At 69.8% G+C, this 21627-nt stretch carries 15 protein-coding genes and 1 pseudogene; 14 read left to right on the top strand and 2 right to left on the bottom strand.

The window, feature by feature from the left end; genetic code table 11:
- The first annotated feature begins 11 nt into the window (after positions 1-11).
- A complete protein-coding gene (locus tag E7742_RS13965; protein ID WP_137799486.1) occupies positions 12-1970 on the top strand; it encodes a mycofactocin system FadH/OYE family oxidoreductase 2 in 1959 nt (652 codons plus the stop codon).
- Positions 1971-1986: 16 nt separating this feature from the next.
- Here E7742_RS13965 and E7742_RS13960 read toward each other — a convergent pair.
- Positions 1987-3392, bottom strand: a pseudogene (locus E7742_RS13960) (DUF222 domain-containing protein).
- A gap of 214 nt (positions 3393-3606) precedes the next feature.
- On the opposite strand from E7742_RS13960, the gene mftE reads away from it, so the two are divergent.
- From mftE to E7742_RS13910, 10 genes are all read left to right on the top strand, one after another.
- Positions 3607-4287 (top strand): mycofactocin biosynthesis peptidyl-dipeptidase MftE, encoded by a 681-nt coding sequence (gene mftE, locus E7742_RS13955; RefSeq protein ID WP_137799485.1) that lies wholly within the window; start codon positions 3607-3609, stop codon positions 4285-4287.
- Positions 4288-4360: 73 nt separating this feature from the next.
- Positions 4361-5758: a mycofactocin biosynthesis glycosyltransferase MftF gene (gene mftF, locus E7742_RS13950; RefSeq protein ID WP_137799484.1), complete on the top strand. Its 1398-nt coding sequence runs from the start codon at positions 4361-4363 to the stop codon at positions 5756-5758.
- 2 nt (positions 5759-5760) lie between these two features.
- Positions 5761-7239: a mycofactocin dehydrogenase MftG gene (mftG, locus tag E7742_RS13945; protein WP_137799483.1), complete on the top strand. Its 1479-nt coding sequence runs from the start codon at positions 5761-5763 to the stop codon at positions 7237-7239.
- A 50-nt stretch (positions 7240-7289) separates the two neighbouring features.
- On the top strand, positions 7290-8597 hold the full coding sequence (locus tag E7742_RS13940; protein WP_137799482.1) for a helix-turn-helix domain-containing protein: 1308 nt from the start codon (positions 7290-7292) through the stop codon (positions 8595-8597).
- Positions 8598-8688: 91 nt separating this feature from the next.
- Positions 8689-9249 (top strand): hypothetical protein, encoded by a 561-nt coding sequence (locus E7742_RS13935; protein WP_137799481.1) that lies wholly within the window; start codon positions 8689-8691, stop codon positions 9247-9249.
- 353 nt (positions 9250-9602) lie between these two features.
- Positions 9603-11192, top strand: coding sequence for an AMP-binding protein (locus E7742_RS13930; protein ID WP_137801213.1), 1590 nt, complete (start codon positions 9603-9605; stop codon positions 11190-11192).
- 15 nt (positions 11193-11207) lie between these two features.
- The gene (locus tag E7742_RS13925; protein ID WP_137799480.1) at positions 11208-12878 is read left to right on the top strand and encodes a sigma-54-dependent Fis family transcriptional regulator; all 1671 of its coding nucleotides are present in this window, start codon (positions 11208-11210) and stop codon (positions 12876-12878) included.
- A 75-nt stretch (positions 12879-12953) separates the two neighbouring features.
- Complete coding sequence (locus tag E7742_RS13920; protein ID WP_137799479.1) at positions 12954-14453, top strand: aldehyde dehydrogenase family protein; 1500 nt, start codon at positions 12954-12956, stop codon at positions 14451-14453.
- Positions 14454-14491: 38 nt separating this feature from the next.
- Complete coding sequence (locus E7742_RS13915; protein ID WP_137799478.1) at positions 14492-15604, top strand: NDMA-dependent alcohol dehydrogenase; 1113 nt, start codon at positions 14492-14494, stop codon at positions 15602-15604.
- 120 nt (positions 15605-15724) lie between these two features.
- Entirely contained in the window at positions 15725-15988 is a 264-nt protein-coding gene (locus E7742_RS13910; protein WP_137799477.1) for a GlsB/YeaQ/YmgE family stress response membrane protein, read from the top strand.
- 15 nt (positions 15989-16003) lie between these two features.
- Here the strand turns inward: E7742_RS13910 and E7742_RS13905 are convergent, their stop codons facing one another.
- Complete coding sequence (locus tag E7742_RS13905; RefSeq protein ID WP_137799476.1) at positions 16004-16657, bottom strand: SACE_7040 family transcriptional regulator; 654 nt, start codon at positions 16655-16657, stop codon at positions 16004-16006.
- A gap of 160 nt (positions 16658-16817) precedes the next feature.
- Between E7742_RS13905 and E7742_RS13900 the strand changes: the two genes are divergently transcribed.
- The 3 genes from E7742_RS13900 to E7742_RS13890 are packed head-to-tail and all read left to right on the top strand — an operon-like array spanning position 16818 to position 21624.
- Positions 16818-18368: a carboxyl transferase domain-containing protein gene (locus E7742_RS13900; protein ID WP_137801212.1), complete on the top strand. Its 1551-nt coding sequence runs from the start codon at positions 16818-16820 to the stop codon at positions 18366-18368.
- An 8-nt stretch (positions 18369-18376) separates the two neighbouring features.
- Positions 18377-20431 (top strand): acetyl/propionyl/methylcrotonyl-CoA carboxylase subunit alpha, encoded by a 2055-nt coding sequence (locus E7742_RS13895; protein ID WP_137799475.1) that lies wholly within the window; start codon positions 18377-18379, stop codon positions 20429-20431.
- Positions 20428-21624, top strand: coding sequence for an acyl-CoA dehydrogenase family protein (locus tag E7742_RS13890; RefSeq protein WP_137799474.1), 1197 nt, complete (start codon positions 20428-20430; stop codon positions 21622-21624). The genes E7742_RS13895 and E7742_RS13890 overlap by 4 nt, the downstream gene beginning before the upstream one ends.
- The last annotated feature ends 3 nt before the right edge of the window (positions 21625-21627 follow it).

Here is a 21627-nt window from a genome sequence, read left to right as displayed (position 1 = left end):
GTCCGTCTCCCATGCGTCACCCACGGCTGTTCTCCCCGCTCCGTCTCGGTCCACAGATGCTGCACAACCGGGTGGTGTTCACCGCGCACCTGACCAACAGCGCCCGCGACGGTCTGCCCACTGCCCAGCACACCGCGTACTACGCGGCGCGGGCCGCGGGCGGGGTGGGGATGATCATCACCGAGGAGCAGTGCGTCCATCCCTCGGACTGGCCGTACGAGAGGGTGATTCACGGGTATCGCCCCGAGGTCGTGGCGGGCTATCGCGAGATCACTCGCGCCGTTCACCGGCACGGGACGGTGATTCTGGCTCAGCTCAATCACAATGGTGGGCAGGGATCCGGCATGTACTCGCGTCGTCCCCTGTGGGCGCCGAGCCCGGTGCCGGACCCACTGTTCCGGGAGGTTCCCAAGGCGCTCGACGTCGCCGAGATCGCGGAACTGGTGGCCGGGTACGCCACCGTCGCGCGCCACTGCCGCGCCGGCGGATTCGACGGTGTCGAACTGCAGTGTTCGCAGTCGTCGTTGATCCGCGGATTCCTCGCGTCCGGAACCAATCTCCGCACCGACGGGTACGGCGGGCCGCTGGAGAATCGCGCCCGATTCCTGCTGCAGGTGATCGCGGCGGTCCGGGAAGCACTCGGTCCGGACCCGATCCTGGGCGTCCGGCTCGCGGGTGACGAACAGGTGGCCGGCGGCATCGTGCTGGACGAGGCGGTCGAAGTCGCTCGGATGGTCGAGGCGACGGGGAGCGTCGACTACGTCAACACCACGATGGGGATGGCCACCGAGACGCTGCATCTGGTGGAGCCGTCGATGGCGATGCCGCGTGGTTATGCGCTGCACGTCTCCGAGGCCATTCGCTCCGCGGTGCGGTTGCCCGTCGTCGGAGTGGGGCGGCTCAAGGAACCGGCCGAGGCCGAACGGGCGCTCGCGGACGGCCGCTGCGATCTGGTCGGTGTGGTGCGCGGGCAGATCGCGGACCCCGAGTTCGTGGCCAAGGCCGAGCGCGGCGCCGACGACGAGATCCGCACGTGCCTGTCCTGCAACCAGGAGTGCGTCGGACGCATGGGTCTGGGACGTTGGCTCGGTTGCGTCGAGAATCCGCGTGCGGGAAGGGAATCGATGCCGCTGCCGATGCCACGTGTGCGGGGCAGACGGGTAGTTGTCGTCGGGGGCGGGCCGGCAGGCCTCTCGGCCGCGGCGTCCGCGGCCGAACGCGGTCACGACGTGACCGTCTACGAGCGCGCGGATGTGCTGGGCGGCCAGATTCGGGTGGCGTCGACGGCTGCCGGCCGGGCTGAACTGGGCGAGCTGGTGCACAACCTCGAACGCGAGTGTGGCCGCCGGGGAGTGCGGATCGTCACGGGTGTCGAGGCCACGGTCGAATCGTTGCGAGTCGAGTCGCCCGACGTCGTGGTGGTGGCGACGGGGGCCCGCCCGGCGCTGCCCTGGTGGGCGGCGGAGTGCACGCGTGCCGTGCATGCGCGTGCGGTCCTCGAGGGGGCGCCCCCGGTTGCGGGGCGGGTTTTGGTGGTGGACGAGTTGGGATTCCAGCAGGGCCCGTCGGCAGCCGAGACGTTGGCAGGCCGTGGGTGTGCGGTCACGATCTGCACGCCCGCGATGATCGTCGGTCAGGATCTCGGGATCACCTTGGACATGGAGGGCTGGCAGCAGCGGGCGCACGTCGCCGGCATCGAGCAGTGGACCGATGTCGCGGTGAGTGCCGCCGCCGAGGACGGTGGCGGCGTGCGGGTCACGTTGGCGAACCACCTGACCGGCGGCGAGCACGTTGCGACGTTCGATTGGGTGGTGTGCGCGACCCACCAGGAGCCCGAGGACTCGCTGTGGAAGTCGCTGTCAGGCAACGATGCCCTTCCTTTCGAGGTCTACCGGGTCGGTGATGCGGTGACGCCGCGGCGCTCGCACGCCGCGGTCCTCGAAGGCCATCGCGTCGCGGTGTCGCTGTAGGTGCCTACGCCTACGCCTACGCCGCCTGCGGTCCCGCGCGGTTGTTCGAGGCCATGGGTTTCTTGTACGGGTCCACCAGCGATGGTGGGGTGAACCAGGGGTGCCGGTCGGTGCCGATGTTCACTTTCCAGTGGGAGTGGTGGAGCAGTCGGTGGTGGTAGCGGCACAGGAGGACCAGGTTGTCGAGGTCGGCGGTCCGCCGTCGGCCCAGTGGTGGATGTGGTGTCCTTCGCAGTGCGCGGGCGGGGCTCCGCAGCCGGGGAACGCGCAGCCGTGGTCGCGGGCGATCAGCGCCCGGCGTTGCTTCTTCGAGACGGTTCGGGTGGTGCGTCCGAGGTTGAGCGGGATTCCGTCGTCCATGAGGACCGGGGTGAGGTGGCAGTCGCACGCGAGCCGGCGGGCGGTGGCGATCGTCAGCGGCCCGAGGTGCGGGAGGCGGGCAACGTCCTTGTCGGCCGTCACACGGTGCCCGGTCCGGGACTCGCCAACCGGGCTCTCGCGGCCCGCGTTGTCGTCGGCAAGGTTTTCTCGAACCGAGTCGCCGTGAATGTCGTTGCCGTCGAACAGCTTCGACTGCCAATTCGGCCGCGCTGCTGCATGGTCGGCCTGGGCGCGGGCGAGGTCGCGGGCGTGCACGTGCAACGACAGGTGCGGCCGTTCCCCGCCCTCGATGGGTGCCTCTCCGGAGTCGAGGTAGCGGCGCAGGATTTCGGCGAATGCCTCCGCCCGCCGCTGCCCCGGCGTGCGCGTCGCGGCGGGGTCGTCGTTCGGGTTCCGCGGTTTCGTCAACGCGGACAGCGCCGTCAGCAACATCTCCCCGGTGACAGCATCCAAGTCACCCTTCACCGCGACCCGTCCGTTCAACGTCTTCGAGGCGTGAAACTCGTTGCGGTCCATGTCTTCACTGGGCGGCAACTCGTCGGATTCGAAGATCCGCTCGAGCCGCGAGATGCAGGTGCGCACACTCATCGTGGTCGCCGCCGGATTCGCCGCGCAATCCAGGAGCACCTGCCGGCACGACGGAAGGGCCTCAAAGGGCATCCCGCGCGGCGGCTGTTCGCAGAACTTGGTGATCAGGGCAGCATGCTCGCCGGAGATGGCCCCTGCGTTGAAAGCGTCAGCAACATCCGGTTCGCGCCGCAACGCCTTCCCCAACGCCAGAATCCGCGCCGCGGCAGGAACTTCCAGCAGCGTACTGGCCGCGAGCCACTGCTTCACGCTACGAAACCCCAACGTGTCGAACGAGACTGCGCGCTCGTCGATTTCGGCCACCGCCGTCACCCGCAGGGCTTCGAGCTGCTCGATCAGACGCGAGAGATCCACCGTCGTACGCACCAGGTCCAACTCGGCCAGCCCGCGCACGTCATCGTGACTGAGCGCCACGAGTGCAGCAGCTGTGGTGTTGAGTCCCCCCGGATTCATGACGCCACTCTAGTTCGAACTGGTGTTCGAGTCAAGTGATCGGTCCGGAGTCGGGGGGCGGGGCGAGCGGGCTGTCGAGGGACCTAGAGTGCTGGTTTTCCAGCGGTGCCGCCGATCCCGATCGAGCACGACAGCTGCCGGTGTGGTGACGGCGGTACCGATCACGATGGCCGGCCGGTCCGGTGATCCCAAAGACACCACCTACGATCGACCGATGCGCCTCGCCCACATGTCCTGGCCCGATGTGCCTCGGGACCAGCTCACGGTCGCGGTTCCGGTGGGATCGGTGGAGCAGCACGGTCCGCATCTGCCGCTCGACACCGACACCCGTATCGCGTCGGCCGTCGCCCGCGCCCTCTCCGGAGTGGTCTGCGCACCCGCGATCGAGTACGGCGCGAGCGGTGAGCACGAGGGTTTCGCGGGCACGATCTCGCTGGGAAGCGGCGCGCTCGAAATGCTGCTCGTGGAGTACGGCCGCTCGGCGTGCCGGTGGGCCCGCCGGGTGGTGTTCGTGAACGGGCACGGGGGTAACGGTCCGGCGCTGGTGAAGGCCGTCGAGCTGTTGCGTTACGAGGGCCGGGACGTGGCGTGGTTCCCGTGCGCGGTGCCGGGCGCGGATGCGCACGCCGGTCATACGGAAACATCCTTGCTGCTGCACCTTTCACCAGAGGTCGTCGCCATGGATCGCGCGCGGACCGGCAACACCGAGCCCGTCGCCGATCTGATGCCGCGCCTGCGGGCGGGCGGCATGCTCGCGGCCACCGCCAACGGGGTCCTCGGTGACCCGGTCGGGGCGAGCGCCGAGGAGGGTCGGAGACTGTTCGACGGGCTCGTCGAGCGCGCCCGGGCCGCGGTGTCCGCCTGGGCCCCGCGTGGCGACGGGAGACTCCTGTGACGGATGTGACATCGGCGTCAGGGTTTTCGCAACAAGTTCTGCCCGCCCTCCCGGCCACCTTTACCATCGTGTGATGCACGACGCTCGACTGCCCGACGGGTTCGGAATCCGCCTCGATCCCAAGGTGCGCGCCTACTCCGGCGGCCGGGTCCTGATCGGTGGATCGCCCATGCGGATGCTCAAACTCGCGCCCGCGGCCGCCGGCATGATCGGTGACGGCTATCTCGAGGTCGTCGATTCGCAGACTGCGGTCGTCGCCCGGCGGTTGCTCGACTCGGGGGTGGCGAACCCGCGGCCGATGAGCACGCCGTCCCCGAGCGACGTCACGGTGGTGGTCCCGATCCGCGACAACGTCGCCGGCATCGCCCGTCTCGTCCCGGCACTGCGTGGCCTCGAGGTCGTCGTGGTGGACGACGGCTCGGCGGTCCCGCTCGAGCTACCGGACCTGACGGGTTGCAGCGCCCGCGTCACGCTCCTGCGGCACGATCGGTCGCGCGGCCCCGCCGCGGCGCGCAACACCGGCCTGAGGCACGCGACCACCCCGTTCGTGGCCTTCCTGGACTCGGACGTCCTGCCGCAGACGGGCTGGCTGGAACGGATGCTCGGGCATTTCAGCGACCCCGCCGTCGCACTCGTGGCGCCCCGCATCGTCGCGCTCGAACCGGAGGGCTCCGCGCTCGCGCGGTACGAGCATGCGCGCTCGTCGCTCGACCTCGGCCGTAAGGAATCGGCGGTGCGCTCGGGCAGTCCGGTGTCGTACGTGCCGAGCGCCGCGATGCTGGCACGTCGGGACGTACTCACCGACATGGGCGGGTTCGACGAGGCGATGCACGTCGCCGAGGACGTCGACCTGTGCTGGCGGTTGCAGGAGACCGGGTGGCGGCTGCGCTACGAACCTGTCGCGCGCGTCGCCCACGACCATCGCGTCTCGTTCGGGAAGTGGTTCACCCGCAAGATGTTCTACGGCACCGGCGCCGCCCCGCTCGCGGCGCGGCACGAGGGCATGGTGCCGCCACTCGCGATGTCGAGGTGGACGTTGCTGTCGGTCCTGGCGGCCGCGTCGTGCACCCGGCTGGGCGCGCTGTCGAGTCTCGCGACGTTCCTGGTCACCGTGCTGCGCCTGCGGCGCACGTTCGCCGATCTGGATCAGCCGAACCGCATCGCCGTCGCCCTCGCCGCGCGCGGATTCGGGAACGGTGCCCGACAGGTCGCGTCGGCGATGTGCCGGTCGTACTGGCCGGTGACGCTCGTGGCCGGCGTCTTCTCGCGGCGGGTCCGGCGGTTGGTGGTGGTGGTCGCCGCCGTCGAGGGCGTGACGGACTGGGCGACCCATCGCGAACCCGGCGGCCTCGGACCGCTGCGCCACAGCGTCTTCAAGCGGCTCGACGACGTCGCGTACGGAACGGGCCTGTGGCGGGGCGCGATCCGGGCCCGGGACCCGCGGGCGCTCGCACCGCGCATCGGAAAGTGACGGTGGCAGCGGAGCCGGGCTTCCCCGAGGCGGCGGACGTCGTCGTCGTGGGCGGCGGCTCGTGCGGCAGTGTGGTGGCCGGGCGGTTGAGCGAGGATCCGGATCGGCAGGTCGTGCTGGTCGAATCGGGCCCGGGGCACGAGATCCCGGCCGAGTTCCCGCCGGAACTGGTCGACGCAGGGGTGCTGCCGGTCGGCCCGGACAGCCGTTGGATCTGGCCGTACCCGGTGGAGTTGACGAGCGCGCGCGGCGGCTGGATCGCGCGCGGACGGGTGCTCGGCGGCTCGGGGGCGGTCAACGGCGGCTACTTCGTCCGGGCGCGGGTCGAGGATTTCGACCGCTGGCCCGACTCGTGGTCCTACGACCGGGTGCTGCCCTACTTCAAGGCGATCGAGACCGACCTGGACTTCGACGGGCCGTGGCACGGAACGAGCGGCCCGATCCCGGTCCGCCGGGAACCGGTGGAGGCGTGGCATCCGATCAGTTCGGCGTTCGCGGAGGCCGCACGGGCCGCGGGGCACGCGGAGGATCCGGACAAGAACGCGCCCGGGTCGCACGGCGTGGGTCCGGTGCCGCTGAACATCCGCGACGGCGTGCGGGTGGGGCCGGCGTCCGCGTACCTGCTGCCCAACCTCGGTCGGCGCAACCTCGTCGTCCGGTCGGACACGACCGTCACTCGGATCCTGTTCTCGGGGACCCGGGTGACGGGCCTCGAAGTGTCGACCGACTCGCAGGTGCGGACCATCCGCACCTCGACCGTGGTCCTGACTGCCGGAGCCGTCGCGACCCCGCATCTGCTGATGCTCTCCGGCGTCGGCGACGCCGGGCACCTGTCCGGGCTGGGTATTCCGGTGGTGGCGGACCTGCCGGAAGTGGGCTCGCAGTTCAGTGACCATCCCGAAGTGGTGCTGCCGTATCGGTACCGTCGGCCGGTCCCGCGCACCAGCCGCACCCCGGCACTGCAAGTGACACTCAACACGGACGGCATCGAAATCCGTCCGTACACAGCCGCGTTCGGTGACCTCATCCCGGGCTCGGGGATCGGCAAGCCGTGCCTCGGAGTGGTCCTCATGCAGCCACTGAGCCGCGGCGAGATCCGCCTGGTGTCGGCCGACCCCGGGACCCCGCCGCGGGTGGCGTACCGCTATCTCGAGTCCGCGCAGGACCGGCAGTCGTTGCGGGAGGCGGTCTCCCACGCCGCCGACCTCGTACGTTCCGCCCCGCTGAGCAGGCTCGTCGAACCGGAGCCGATCGAGTTGTCCGACGGCTGGCTGGCCGACCGGCTGGGCACGTCGCTGCATCTGTCGGGCAGCTGCCGCATGGGCGTGGACGCCACCGATTCGGTGGTCGACGACCGCTGTCGCGTGCACGGGGTCGACGGATTGTTCGTCGTCGACACCTCGATTCTGCCGTCCGTGCCCAGTCGTGGACCGCACGCCACCGCGGTCATGGTGGCCGAACGTGCCAGTACCTACCTCTGAAGGCGCTACAGTTTGCGGGGCAGGCGGGTTGGTGCGAGACGGAGGCGCCGATGGCACAGCGTGAACCCGGACCGCGCAATCCGTGGATTGCAGTGCGGCCGGGCGACGATGTCGGCGTGCTCGCAGAACGCACGTCCTGGGCGCATCAGCGGTTCGTCGAGTCCGCGCAGGCGGACACCGAGACCGTCCGCGACGTCGTACGAGACTCGTGGCTGCGCAGCCGCGGCAACGGTGTCAGCCCCGACCTCGTCGACGACCAGGTGGTGCTCGACGGCTCCGCGCTCGAGGAACACCGCATCGCCCATCCGCTCGCGGGAATCCGTCCCGTGGTGCGCAAGTTGCTCGTCGAGGACACCGCCGGCACCGGTCTGCTGGTCGCGATGAGTGACGCGAACGGTCGTTTGTTGTGGATCGAGGGCGACTCGGCCGCGAAGGACCGCGCCCTCGACATCAACTTCGTCGAGGGGTCCGACTGGAGCGAGGAACGGGTGGGCACCAACGCGCCCGGCACGGCCCTCGCGCTCGACCACAGTGTGCAGATCTTCGCCGCGGAGCACTTCAACCGGGCGATGCACTCGTGGAGTTGTTCGGCTGCCCCGGTCCACGATCCGGCCACCGGCCGCATCCTGGGGGCGCTGGACATCACGGGCGGCCCCCGGGTGGCGGTGCCCGAGGCGCTGGCGCTCGTCCGCGCCACGGCGGCTGCGGCGGAGGGTGAGCTGCGGCTCCTCGAACTCGCGTCCCCGCGGCCGCTGTCCACCGCGGTGCCCCGCCTCGAGGTCCTCGGTGGCGGCCGTCCCGCACTGGTGGTGGAGGGGGAGCGGCACGAGTTGTCCCGCAGGCACGCCGAGATCCTGCTGCTGCTGTCCGAGCATCCCGAGGGGCTCGGCGCCGACCACCTCGCGGTCCTGCTCGACGAGTACGACCTGGACACCGTGACGGTGCGCGCGGAGATGTCGCGGCTGCGCAAGGTGTTCGGCGCGCACCGGCTCGGTTCACGGCCGTACCGGCTGCTGACCGAGCTCGACTCCGACGTCGCCCAAGTGCGTTCACTTCTCGACCGGGGCGAAGTCGCGGCAGCGCTGCAGCTCTACGACGGGCCGGTGCTGGCGGGATCGGATGCGCCCGGTGTGGTGGAGGTGCGTGAGGAGCTCTCGGCTCGGATCCGGGCGACGGTCCTGCGGGCCGGGGATGCGCGAGTGCTCGCGAAGTGGACCAATTCCGTCCACGGTCGCCAGGACGTGTCGGCGTGGATCGCCTACCTGTCGACCCTCGACCGCAACTCGCCGCTGCACGCGCAGGTCGAAGCGCACGTGCGGCTGCTGGATCGCCGGTTGGGTCCGGCGGCCCGGCACTGACGCCGCCCCCGGCCGCGGTCGACGGCCGGATGGTGCGGGCGCTCGCGTAGGTTCTCGGACGACACGATTTCGAGAACACGAGGAGTACACGATGGCCTTCGCGGGCAACGTCGACGAGCTGGCACTGTTGCAGACGATCCGCCTCAAGGGACGGGTGACGGCCGACGTCCTCGCCGCGCAGCTGGGAGTCGCCGTGGCCTCGGCGGAGGCGGCGCGCGACGCGCTGCTCGCGCAGGGCAAGGCCGAGGCGGCCGGGGACGGCACGTTCGCGCTGACGGCCGCCGGCCTGACCGAGCTCGGCGACCAGCTCGACGCCGAGCGGGTCTCGGTCGACGAGGACTCGATCGCCGAGATCCACGAGCGCTTCCTGGAACTCGACGGACCGCTGCGTGAGGCCACGGCTGCGGCGGACGTCACCGCCCTGGGCGTGCTGGACAAGCAGGCCCAGGACGTGTTGGACGACGTTTCGGCGTTCGTTCCTCGGCTGTCGCGCTACCAGGACCTGTTCGCCGAGGCGCTGCGGAAGGCGCAGGCGGGCGAGACGGTGTGGATCGCGGCGCCGGAGATCGCCTCCTACGCGACGGTGTGGCACGAGATCACCCGGGAACTGCGCGGCGCGTGCGGCCTCGACGAGGACGACACCGCCGCCTGACCCGCAGGTGGAGACGACCCGCTCGGCCCTGCCGAGCGGGTCGTCCGTCGGCGGTGCCCTCTCGTCGCGACGGCGCCCGCCGATTCCACCCCTTTCGGGGGTGGAGGTGGAGTGACGCGCATCACTATCCTTCGTGCAACACCATCCCGTGTGTCCGGACTCTGAACAGTTGTCGGCACTCCGGGTCGGTGAGTATGTCCTGGATCACAGTCGTGCGAGTACGTTGGGGATGCCGGCCCCGCCGGTTTCTCCCGTGGGCGCCGGTCGGCGCCCGGAGAGGAAACGCGATGACCACCACCGCTTCGCTGCACCGGTCGCTGCCGAGCTACGCCTCGGGGACGTGGGACGCACCCATGTTGGGCGACACCATCGGCGACAACTTCGATCGGACGGTCGCCGCACACGGCGATCGGGACGCGCTGATCGATCGAGGGACGGGACGGCGCTGGACCTACGGTGAGCTGGCGTCGGACGTCGATGCGATCGCCGCCGGCCTGCTCGAGGTGGGAATCGGCAAGGGGGACCGGGTCGGCATCTGGGCCCCCAACTGCGCGGAGTGGGCGATGGTCCAGTACGCGACGGCGAAGATCGGCGCGATCCTCGTCAACATCAACCCGGCGTATCGCACCCACGAACTGCAGTACGTACTGAACCAGGCCGGGGTCCGAATGCTGATCGCGGCGCCGTCGTTCAAGACTTCCGACTATGCGGCGATGATCGACGAGGTGCGCCCGGAGTGCACAGCGCTCGAGCATGTCCTGCTGCTCGGTTCGTCGTCGTGGCAGGCGCTGCTCACCGGCGGCGCGACAGCACTGGCCGCCGACCGCGTGCCGTTGGTCCGCGCCCAGGCGGCGCTGTCCGCCGACGACCCCATCAACATCCAGTACACCTCCGGGACAACAGGATTCCCCAAGGGGGCGACGCTCAGCCACCACAACATCCTCAACAACGGGTACTTCGTCGGAGAGTTGTGCGGGTACACCGAGCTCGACCGCGTGTGCATCCCGGTGCCCTTCTACCATTGCTTCGGAATGGTGATGGGCAATCTCGCGTGCACCAGCCACGGTGCCGCGATGGTGATTCCCGGTCCGGCGTTCGATCCCGGTGCCGCGTTGGCGGCGGTGCAGGCCGAGCAGTGCACGTCGCTGTACGGCGTGCCCACGATGTTCATCGCCGAACTGGCGGACCCGGACTTCGAGTCCTACGACCTGTCGAGCCTGCGCACCGGGATCATGGCCGGCTCGCCGTGCCCGGTCGAGGTGATGAAGCAGGTCATCGAACGGATGGGGATGGCGGAGGTGTCGATCTGCTACGGCATGACCGAGACGTCGCCGGTGTCGCTGCAGACCCGCCGCGACGACTCCATCGACCGACGCGTATCGACCGTCGGTCGGGTGGGCCCGCATCTGGAGGTGAAGATCGTCGACCCGGCGACCGGATCGACGGTGCCGCGCGGGGAGGCCGGAGAACTCTGCACCCGCGGCTATTCGGTGATGCTCGGCTACTGGAACAACCCCGACAAGACCGCCGAGGTGATCGATGCCGCCCGGTGGATGCACACCGGGGACATCGGCGTGATGGACGCCGACGGCTACGTCGCCGTCACGGGGCGCATCAAGGACATGGTGATCCGCGGCGGCGAGAACATCTACCCACGCGAGATCGAGGAATTCCTCTACACGCACCCGGACATCCTCGACGCCCAGGTGATCGGCGTCCCCGACGCGAAGTACGGGGAGGAGCTGATGGTGTGGATCCGGATGCGTGAGGGTGCGGAGCCGCTCGACGCCGACGGGATCCGCGAGTTCTGCACCGGCCGGCTCGCGCACTACAAGATCCCCCGGTACGTGCATCTGGTGGACGAGTTCCCGATGACGGTCACCGGCAAGATCCGCAAGGTCGAGATGCGGGAGATCTCGCTCGAACTCATCGATCGGGCCTGACCGGAAGGAGCGACGGTGCACGCGTTACGCCCGGAGATCGAACTGTCCTGGAAGCGTTCGCAGCTCAGCGGTATCGACCCGGCGCGTGTGCCCGAACCGACGTTGCTCGACCCGTCGGACGCGGCCGGGCGGCTGTTGCGGGCCGCACGGCCGGTGCTCGACGAACTGCGGGTCCAGCTGACGGGCACCGGCTGCGGGATTCTCCTGGTCGACCGCGACTGCTGCGTGGTGTCGCGGGTGTTCGACTCCGACGTCATGAAGGCGGCGATGGAGGGTGTCGGCGTCTTACCCGGAGTCGCGCTCTCCGAGGAGACGTACGGGACGAACGCGCTGGGGACTCCGCTCGAGGTGCGGCAGGGCCTCGTCATCCACGGTGACGAACACTTCCTCGAATCGTTCCGGCAGTTCAGTTGCTACGGGCACCCGATCGTGCATCCGGTCACGCGCAGGATCGAGGGCATCCTCGACATCACCGCGACCGAGAAGACGGCCAACCCGCTGTTCGTGCCGTTCCTGGCGCGCGCCGTCCGCGACATCGAGGCGCGTCTGCTGGAGGGTGCGCGAGAATCGGACCGGCGGGTGGTGGACGCGTTCCAGATCGCGGCCCGCCAGCGCGGCGTCGCGGTGGCCGCGATGGGGCAGGACATCATGCTCACCAACAAGGCCGCCGTCGAACTGCTCGAACCCGGCGACCACGTGGCGTTGCGCGCCCTCGCCGGTGACGTGCCCGCCGGCGAGTCGCGGACGGTGGAGTTCGCGTTGTCCGGCGGCGGGCGTACCGGACTGCGCATCGATCGGGTGGCCGGCGCCGAGAGCGGTGCCCTCTTCCTGCTCGACGTCGACGAGGCCCGACCGCCGGTGCGACGACGGGCGACACCACAGGACGCGACCTCCCGTCTGCGCGCCCGTCTGCACGAATTGCGCTCGAGTACAGGCGCACTGGCGATCGTCGGCGAGCCGGGCAGTGGACGCAGCTGGGCCGCGCGGGAGTTCGCGGACGGGCCCGTCGTGACGGTCGACGCCGCCCACGTCGTCGCGGAGGGTGAGCGCGACTGGTGTGCGCGCCTGCTCGGGCACGTCGAGGCCGGGCTCGAACACCTCCTGATCGAGCATGTCCACCTGGCACCCGACGCCGTCCTCGCCCTGCTGGCGTCGCTGGCCGCCCGTACCGACGGGCCGCGGCCGGTGTTCACCTCCGATCCGCTCGACACCGTGCGGCCCGCGGTGCGGGACCTGCTCGCCCGGTGCGGCGCGCAGGTGACGGTGCCGGCGCTGCGTCAACGAATTCGCGAGCTGGCCGCGCTCGTCTCCGCGTTGGCCGCCGAGGTCGGCCGTGCGGGTGTGCGGGTGGGCCCCAGCGCGCTGTCGGCGTTGTCCGAGCACACGTGGCCGGGCAATCTGGTCGAGTTGCGGGCCGTCGTCGCGGGTCTGCCCGCTCGCGGTGGGGCGGCGATTCGCGTCGAGGACCTGCCCGAGGAGTACCGCGCGCCCGGCCGGGTCGCGCGACTCGGCGGCCGTGAACGGGCCGAGCGTGACGCGATCATCGAGGCCCTCGAGGAGAGCCACGGCAACAAGGTGCACGCCGCGGCACGGCTCGGGATCAGCCGAACCACGCTCTACAGCCGGATCCGGGCGCTCGACATCACCGTTCGACCGATCGGTCCGGGCGCGGTGTCCAAAGCTTGAACAGTTCCGCCGCGCCACCCCGAAGCACGATGGATGTGTTCCGCATCACACACATCGTCTTCAGGAGGCTGTGGCATGACTGTCGTTGCCGAGCAGTCCGTTTCACCGCGAGTGCGCGAGTTCCTCGCCGGCACCAAGCAGCTGTACATCGGCGGTGAGTTCGTCGACGCCGCGTCCGGTCGCACGTTCGTCACGCACGATCCGGCCACCGGCGAGCGGCTCGCCGACGTCGCGCACGGGGAGGCCGCCGATGTCGACCGCGCCGTGCGGGCCGCCCGCCGCGCGTTCGACGAGGGGCCGTGGGCGTCGATGAAGCCCAACGAGCGCGAGCGGCTCATCTGGCGGGTCGGCGATCTGCTGAGCGAGCGCGCGGCCGAGTTCGGTCAGCTCGAGGCGCTCGACAACGGCAAGTCCGCCGCGATCGCCTCGGCTGTCGACACGGCGTGGGCCGCCGACGTCTTCCGCTACTACGCGGGCTGGGCCACGAAGATCGAGGGCAGCACCGTCAACGTGTCGATGCCATTCGTGCCGGGCGGTGAGTTCCACGCCTACACCCTTCGCGAACCGGTGGGAGTGTGTGGGCTGATCGTGCCGTGGAACTTCCCGCTGTTGATGGCGTCGTGGAAGCTCGCCCCCGCGTTGGCGGCCGGCAACACGGTGATCCTCAAGCCGGCCGAGCAGACGCCGCTCACCGCACTGATGCTCGCCGAGGTGTTCGAGGAGGCCGGCTTCCCGCCCGGTGTCGTCAACGTCGTGCCGGGCTTCGGCGACGCCGGCGCCGCCCTCTCGGCGCACGACGACGTCGACAAGATCGCCTTCACCGGGTCCACCGAGGTGGGCAAGAAGATCGTCGACGCGGCCAAGGGCAACCTCAAGAAGGTCACGCTCGAGCTCGGCGGCAAGAGCCCCAACATCGTGTTCGCGGACGCCGATTTCGATGCGGCGGTGCTGGGTTCGCTCAACGCCTGGCTGTTCAACCACGGGCAGTGCTGCGTCGCCGGCACGCGCCTGTACGTCGAGAACAGCATCTTCGAGCGGTTCACCGACGCCGTGGCGGAGGCCGCGAGCAACGTCAAGATCGGCCCGGGGCTCGACCCCGCGACGGAGCTCGGTCCCCTCGTGTCGCAGGAACAGCTCGACCGGGTGACCGGCTACCTGCGCGACGGGCTCGCCGACGGCGCGCGGGCACTCACGGGTGGCAAGCGCTGGGGCGAGACCGGCTATTTCGTCGAACCGACCGTCCTGGTGGACGTGCAGCCGGAGTTCAGCGTCGTCCGGGAGGAGATCTTCGGCCCGGTCGTCGCCGCGATGCCGTTCGACGCCGACGACGGCATCGTCACCGCCGCCAACGACTCGATCTACGGGCTCGCCGCAGGGATCTGGACCCGCGACATCTCGAAGGCGCACCGTACCGCCCGCCGGCTGAAAGCCGGTTCGGTGTGGATCAACCAGTACAACGGCTTCGACACCGCCATGCCGTTCGGTGGCTACAAGCAGTCGGGCTGGGGCCGCGAACTCGGTGCCTCCGCCATCGACCTCTACACCCAGACCAAGGCCGTCAACGTCGCGCTCTGACCTCGCGCATCCCACCCCCATCTCGAAGGAGAAGATCGATGAAGACCAAGGCCGCCGTGCTGCTCGAGGCCGGAAGACCGTTCGAGATCATGGAACTCGACCTCGACGGGCCCGGCCCGGGCGAGGTGCTCATCAAGTACACCGCTGCGGGACTGTGCCATTCGGACCTGCACCTCACCGACGGCGACCTGCCGCCCCGCTATCCCATCGTGGGCGGGCACGAGGGCTCGGGGATCATCGAGGAGGTCGGCCCTGGCGTCACCAAGGTCAAGCCCGGGGACCACGTGGTGTGCAGCTTCATCCCCAATTGCGGAACGTGCCGGTACTGCGCCACCGGGCGGCAGAACCTGTGCGACATGGGCGCGACGATCCTGGAGGGATCGATGCCCGACGGCAGCTTCCGGTTCCGCGGCGACGGCAAGGAGTTCGGCGCCATGTGCATGCTCGGCACGTTCTCCGAGCGGGCGACCATCTCGCAGCACTCGGTCGTCAAGGTGGACGACTGGCTGCCGCTCGAGACCGCGGTCCTCGTCGGCTGCGGCGTCCCGTCGGGGTGGGGGACCGCGGTGTATTCCGGCGGCGTCCGCGCCGGTGACATCGTCGTCATCTACGGCATCGGTGGTCTCGGGATCAACGCCGTACAGGGTGCGGTGCAGGCCGGTGCCAGGTACGTCGTCGTGGTCGACCCCCTCGCGTTCAAGCGTGAGACGGCTCTCAAGTTCGGGGCCACCCACGCCTTCGCGACAGCGGAGGAGGCCGCAGAGAAGGTGAACGAGCTCAGCTGGGGGCAGGGCGCCGACCAGGCTCTGATCCTGGTCGGCACGGTCGACGAGGAGGTGGTCGCGGCGGCGACGGCCGTCATCGGTAAGGGCGGTACCGTCGTCATCACCGGCCTCGCCGATCCGACGAAGCTGACCGTGCACGTCTCGGGCGCCGATCTGACGCTCAACGAGAAGACGATCAAGGGGACGCTGTTCGGCTCGGCCAACCCGCAGTACGACATCGTCCGCCTGCTGCGTATGTACGACCAGGGTGAGTTGAAGCTCGACGAACTGGTCACGACCCGGTATTCGCTCGAGGACGTCAACCAGGGGTACGAGGACTTGCGCAACGGCAAGAACATCCGCGGAGTCATCGTCCACGGGCGGTGACGGACTCACTCGTGCAACGATCTCGGTGATCGTCCGCCCTGGCCCGTCGGGGAACGTACCGTCGAGCCAGGGCGGGAGCGCGTTCCACCGCGTGGCGGGGGCGTAGGGAAGGAGCCCGTCATGGGCGAGATCATCGGCACGATCATCTTCGGCGCCGTCATCGGCGTGCTGGCGCGCCTGGTGGTACCCGGCAAGCAGGCGATGGGCTGGATCATCACCGTCGTCATCGGCATCGTCGGCGCCCTGATCGGCTACTGGATATGGGGTCTGATCAGCGACAAGGGCGACACGCCCGGGATCGACTGGTGGCGGTGGATCATCAGCATCGTGGTGGCCGCGGTGCTGACGCTGGCCTACACGTCGCTCACCGGTCGCCGAACCTGACCCGACGGTATCGGGTCACCCGATCGTGCCCGGCGGCAGCGCGGCCAGAGCCATCCGTCGCAGCACCGCGCGGGTCGGATCCTCGTCCGCTCTCCCCTCGGCGGACGAGGATGCCGCGCTGTACGGAGTCGAGTTGATGAGGCCGAACGTCGCGTGCGCGGCGATCCGGGCGCGGGACGCGTCCAGTCCGGGATCCATCCGGCAGAGCACGCCCACCCACAGTTCCACGTAGCGGCGCTGCATCTGCCGGACACGGTGTCGGGCGTCGTCGGGCAGCGAATGCAGATCGCGGTCCTGCACGCGGATGAGGTCCGGTTCGCCCAACGCGAAGTCCAGGTGGAACTCGACCAGCGCCTCGAGGGCCGCGGCGGGATCGGGGATCCGCCGCACCACGTCCTCGCCGCCGGCGAGCAGTCGCTCGCTGATGTCGGTGAGCAGTTCCACCAGCAGGGCGTCCTTGTTGGGAAAGTGCCGGTAGACCGCGGGACCGCTGATTCCGACCGCGGCCCCGAGGTCCTCGAGCCGCACTCCGGGGAACCCGCGCTCGGCGATGAGACGCGCGGCTGCGCGCAGCAGTTCCCGCCGGCGGTCGGCCTTCGCTCGGCTCCGGCGGTTCTCGGGGCGGGTGTCGACTCGCTGTTCGCCCTGTCGGGCATCGACATCGGTCATGGGTCACGTTCCCTGTGCAATGTGATCTGGACAACTCAGTTAATCACGGATAACCTACGTTCAGTTAGTCGGGATTAACTCACATCAGCGTATCGGGAACCTCCGGAAGGACGGTGCCGTGACCACCACCAGCACCCTCTCGTCCACACCGCCGCGATCCGTGCACCGGGATCAGCACCTCGCGCTCGTGGCCGAATTGCAGGAACGGCTCGCCACCGCGGCACGTGGCGGTAGTGAACGCTCGCGCGAGCGCCACGTCGCGCGGGGCAAGCTCCTGCCCCGCGAGCGCGTCGACGCGCTGCTCGACCCGGGGAGCCCGTTCCTCGAACTCGCGCCGCTCGCCGCGAACGGCATGTACGACGACCAGTGCCCGGGCGCCGGCGTGATCGGCGGCATCGGCCGGGTGTCGGGGCGGGAGTGCGTGATCGTCGCGAACGATGCCACCGTCAAGGGCGGCACGTACTACCCGATGACCGTCAAGAAGCACCTGCGGGCGCAGGAGATCGCGCTCCAGAACCACCTGCCGTGCCTCTACCTCGTGGACTCGGGCGGGGCCTTCCTGCCGATGCAGGACGAGGTGTTCCCGGACCGCGAGCACTTCGGCCGCATCTTCTACAACCAGGCGACCATGAGCGCCGCGGGCATTCCGCAGATCGCCGCGGTCCTGGGCTCGTGTACTGCGGGCGGCGCGTACGTGCCGGCGATGAGTGACGAGGCCGTGATCGTCCGCAACCAGGGCACCATCTTCCTCGGCGGGCCGCCGCTCGTGAAGGCCGCGACCGGCGAGGTCGTCACGGCCGAGGAACTCGGTGGCGGCGACCTGCACTCGAAGGTCTCCGGCGTCACCGACCATCTCGCGGAGGACGACCGCGACGCGCTGCGCATCGTCCGGAACATCGTGTCCACCTTCGGCCCGCGTGCCCCGCGGCCGTGGGACGTGGCCGAGACCGTCGAGCCCGTGGCGGACCAGCACGAGCTGTACGACGTCGTGCCGACCGACCCGCGCATCCCGTACGACGTGCGCGGGGTCATCACCCGCATGGTCGACGCGGGGCGCGTCGGCGGCGCCGACGGTTCGTCCTTCCAGGAGTTCAAGGCCGAGTACGGCAAGACCCTGGTCACCGGCTTCGCCCGCATCCACGGCCACCCGGTCGGCATCGTCGCCAACAACGGCGTCCTGTTCGCCGAGTCGGCGATGAAGGGCGCGCACTTCATCGAGCTGTGCGACAAGCGCAGCATCCCGTTGCTGTTCCTGCAGAACATCACCGGTTTCATGGTGGGCCGTGAGTACGAGGCCGGCGGCATCGCCAAGCACGGCGCCAAGATGGTCACCGCGGTCGCGTGCGCGCGGGTGCCCAAGCTCACCGTCGTCATCGGCGGCTCCTACGGCGCCGGCAACTACTCGATGTGCGGACGGGCGTACTCGCCCCGCTTCCTGTGGATGTGGCCCAACGCGCGGATCTCGGTGATGGGTGGTGAGCAGGCCGCGTCGGTTCTCGGGGCTGTCGGCTCCGGCAATGATTCGGGACGCGACCCCGACGCGATCCGGGCGCAGTACGAGGCGCAGGGAAATCCGTACTACTCGACCGCACGGCTGTGGGACGACGGAGTGATCGACCCGGCCGATACCAGAACGGTTGTGGGACTGGCGCTGTCGGCGTGTGCGAACGCGCCGCTCGAACCGGTCTCCTACGGCGTCTTCCGGATGTGAGGGCAGACATGACTACACAATTCGACACCGCCGGTACGTTCGACACCGTCCTCGTCGCCAATCGCGGCGAGATCGCGGTCCGCGTGATCCGCACCCTCCGTCGCATGGGGATCCGCTCGGTAGCGGTCTACAGCGAGGCGGACGCGGGGGCCCGGCACGTCCGCGAGGCCGACACGTCGGTCCTGATCGGGCCGGCCGCCGCGCGCGAGAGCTACCTCGACATCGACCGGGTGCTGGACGCCGCGAAGCGCACCGGTGCGCAAGCGATCCACCCCGGCTACGGGTTCCTCTCCGAGAACACCGCCTTCGCGGCGGCGTGCGAGGCCGCGGGGATCGTGTTCCTCGGCCCCTCGGCGCGGGCCATCGAGGTGATGGGCGACAAGATCACCGCCAAGAACGCGGTGGCGGCGTTCGACGTGCCGGTGGTGCCGGGCATCGCGAAGCCCGGTCTGTCGGACGCCGAGCTGGTCGCGGCCGCCGACGACATCGGCTACCCGGTGTTGGTCAAACCGTCGGCCGGCGGCGGCGGCAAGGGGATGCGTCTGGTCGAGGACGCCGCGGACCTGCCGGCCGCATTGGTCAGCGCGCGCCGGGAGGCGACTTCGGCGTTCGGCGACGACACGCTGTTCCTGGAGCGGTTCGTGTTGCGGCCCCGGCACATCGAGGTGCAGGTCGTTGCGGACCGCCACGGCAACGTCGTGCACCTCGGCGAGCGTGAGTGCAGCCTGCAGCGGCGGCACCAGAAGGTGATCGAGGAGGCGCCGTCGCCGTTGCTCGACGCCGAGACCCGTGCCCGGATAGGTGCCGCCGCGTGCGACACCGCCCGCAGCGTCGACTACACCGGCGCCGGGACGGTGGAGTTCATCGTGTCCGCCGACCGGCCCGACGAGTTCTTCTTCATGGAGATGAACACCCGCCTGCAGGTGGAACACCCGGTGACGGAGATGGTCACCGGACTCGACCTCGTCGAGTGGCAGGTGCGCGTCGCGGCGGGGGAGCCGCTCGGTTTCACGCAGGACGACGTCGAGCTCACCGGCCATGCGATCGAGGCCCGCGTGTACGCCGAGGATCCGGCTCGCGGCTTCCTGCCCACCGGCGGCACGGTACTGGGACTGACCGAACCGACCGGGGTGGGGGTGCGGGTCGATTCCGGCCTCCACGACGGCACCGTCGTCGGCAGTGACTACGACCCCATGCTTGCCAAGGTGATCGCCCACGGGGACGACCGCGGCGAAGCGCTCCGCCGCCTCGATCGGGCGCTCGCCGAGACCGCGATACCCGGCGTCGTCACCAACGTCGACTTCCTGCGATTCCTGCTGGCCGACCCGGATGTCGTCGCCGGCGACCTCGACACCGGTCTGCTCGATCGCCGGCTTGGTGACTTCCGCCCGCCGGCCGCCGACGACGACGTGCTCGTCGCCGCGGCCGCGTACCACTGGCTCGCCCGGTGGGCGGCGGGGTCCGGGCCCGGCGCCGATCCGTGGGACGCACCCACCGGTTGGCGCGTCGGGGGCACGCGGCCGATCTCGTACCGGCTGCGTGCGGGTGACCGGACGGAGCACGTGCTGATCACCGGTCATCCGGCCGCCGCGACGGCGCAGATCGAGGGCGGTGAGAGCCGAACGCTCACAGCGCGTTCGGACGGTGACGAGCTGACGGTCGTGATCGACGGCTACGGTCTCGGCTACCGGGTCGCTGACGGCGGCGGGTCTCTGTGGCTCTCCGGTGGCCGCGGCGGCACGTGGACCGTCTCGCAGTTGCGCGAGGCGAGTGTGCGCGGCGCCGACGCGCACGCCGGCGAGGCCGAACTGACCAGCCCCATGCCCGGCACCGTCATCGCGGTGGCCGCGGCGTCCGGTGACACCGTCGCCGCCGGAACCGCCGTCGTGGTCGTCGAGGCCATGAAGATGGAACACACCCTGTCCGCGCCGATCGGCGGCATCGTCGAGGTTCTCGTCGCCGTCGGCGACCAGGTCAAGGTCGACCAACCGCTCGCGCGGGTCGACCCCGCCGCCGAATCGCAACGCTCACCCGAACCCGCAATGGAGGATGCCGCGTCATGACCGATTACCTGTCCACCGGATCGCTGCCCGACGAGTATCAGCAGCTCGCGAAGACCGTTCGGGACTTCGCGCAAAATGTCGTGGCCCCGGTGTCCGCGGAGCACGACGCGAACCACACGTTTCCGTACGCGGTGGTCGACGGCATGGCCGACATGGGCCTGTTCGGTCTGCCGTTCCCCGAGGAGTACGGCGGCATGGGCGGCGACTACTTCGCGTTGTGCCTGGCGCTCGAGGAACTCGGCAAGGTCGACCAGTCCGTCGCGATCACCCTCGAGGCCGGTGTCTCGCTCGGCGCGATGCCGGTCTACCGCTTCGGCAACGAGGAACAGAAGCAGGAGTGGCTGCCGCAGCTCACCAGCGGCAAGGCGCTGGCTGCGTTCGGTCTCACCGAGCCCGGCGCCGGCAGTGACGCGGGCGGCACCCGCACCACTGCGAAACTGGAGGGCGAGCAGTGGATCATCAACGGCAACAAGCAGTTCATCACCAACTCCGGCACCGACATCACCAAGCTCGTCACCGTCACCGCGGTCACCGGAACCAAGGAGAACGGCCGCACTGCGCGGGATGGTCGCTCCGCGGGCTCCGCTCCGGAGATCTCGACCATTCTGGTCCCGACCTCCACACCCGGCTTCACCGCCGAACCGGCGTACGACAAGGTCGGCTGGAACGCCTCCGACACCCATCCGCTGACGTTCCAGGACGTGCGCGTCCCCGAGGAGAACCTCCTCGGCGAGCGCGGCCGCGGTTACGCGAACTTCCTGCGCATCCTCGACGAGGGGCGCATCGCGATCGCGGCCCTGTCGGTCGGCGCCGCGCAGGGCTGCGTCGACGAGTCCGTCCGGTACGCGAAGGAGCGGGAGGCGTTCGGACGGCCGATCGGCGCCAACCAGGCCATCGAGTTCAAGATCGCCCGGATGGAGGCGCGGGCCCACACCGCGCGCACCGCGTACTACGACGCGGCCGCACTCATGTTGTCGGGCAAGCCGTTCAAGAAGCAGGCGTCCATCGCGAAACTCGTCGCGAGCGAGGCCGCGATGGACAATGCCCGCGATGCCACCCAGATCTTCGGCGGATACGGTTTCATGAACGAGTACCCGGTGGCGCGGCACTACCGCGACAGCAAGATCCTCGAGATCGGCGAGGGCACCACCGAGGTCCAGTTGATGCTCATCGCACGGGAACTGGGGGTCTGACCG

This window comes from Rhodococcus sp. SGAir0479, assembly GCF_005484805.1.
Taxonomy (GTDB): domain Bacteria; phylum Actinomycetota; class Actinomycetes; order Mycobacteriales; family Mycobacteriaceae; genus Prescottella.
This window is presented reverse-complemented; position numbering and strand designations above follow the sequence as displayed.

What these genes read in the sequence shown, in the direction of transcription:
- E7742_RS13905 (WP_137799476.1), bottom strand. Translation starts at nt 16,657, where the DNA reads ATGACCGATGTCGATGCCCGACAGGGCGAACAGCGAGTCGACACCCGC.
- E7742_RS13910 (WP_137799477.1), top strand. Translation starts at nt 15,725, where the DNA reads ATGGGCGAGATCATCGGCACGATCATCTTCGGCGCCGTCATCGGCGTG.
- E7742_RS13895 (WP_137799475.1), top strand. Translation starts at nt 18,377, where the DNA reads ATGACTACACAATTCGACACCGCCGGTACGTTCGACACCGTCCTCGTC.
- E7742_RS13930 (WP_137801213.1), top strand. Translation starts at nt 9,603, where the DNA reads ATGTTGGGCGACACCATCGGCGACAACTTCGATCGGACGGTCGCCGCA.
- E7742_RS13890 (WP_137799474.1), top strand. Translation starts at nt 20,428, where the DNA reads ATGACCGATTACCTGTCCACCGGATCGCTGCCCGACGAGTATCAGCAG.
- E7742_RS13920 (WP_137799479.1), top strand. Translation starts at nt 12,954, where the DNA reads ATGACTGTCGTTGCCGAGCAGTCCGTTTCACCGCGAGTGCGCGAGTTC.
- E7742_RS13965 (WP_137799486.1), top strand. Translation starts at nt 12, where the DNA reads ATGCGTCACCCACGGCTGTTCTCCCCGCTCCGTCTCGGTCCACAGATG.
- mftF (WP_137799484.1), top strand. Translation starts at nt 4,361, where the DNA reads ATGCACGACGCTCGACTGCCCGACGGGTTCGGAATCCGCCTCGATCCC.
- E7742_RS13940 (WP_137799482.1), top strand. Translation starts at nt 7,290, where the DNA reads ATGGCACAGCGTGAACCCGGACCGCGCAATCCGTGGATTGCAGTGCGG.
- mftE (WP_137799485.1), top strand. Translation starts at nt 3,607, where the DNA reads ATGCGCCTCGCCCACATGTCCTGGCCCGATGTGCCTCGGGACCAGCTC.
- E7742_RS13915 (WP_137799478.1), top strand. Translation starts at nt 14,492, where the DNA reads ATGAAGACCAAGGCCGCCGTGCTGCTCGAGGCCGGAAGACCGTTCGAG.
- E7742_RS13935 (WP_137799481.1), top strand. Translation starts at nt 8,689, where the DNA reads ATGGCCTTCGCGGGCAACGTCGACGAGCTGGCACTGTTGCAGACGATC.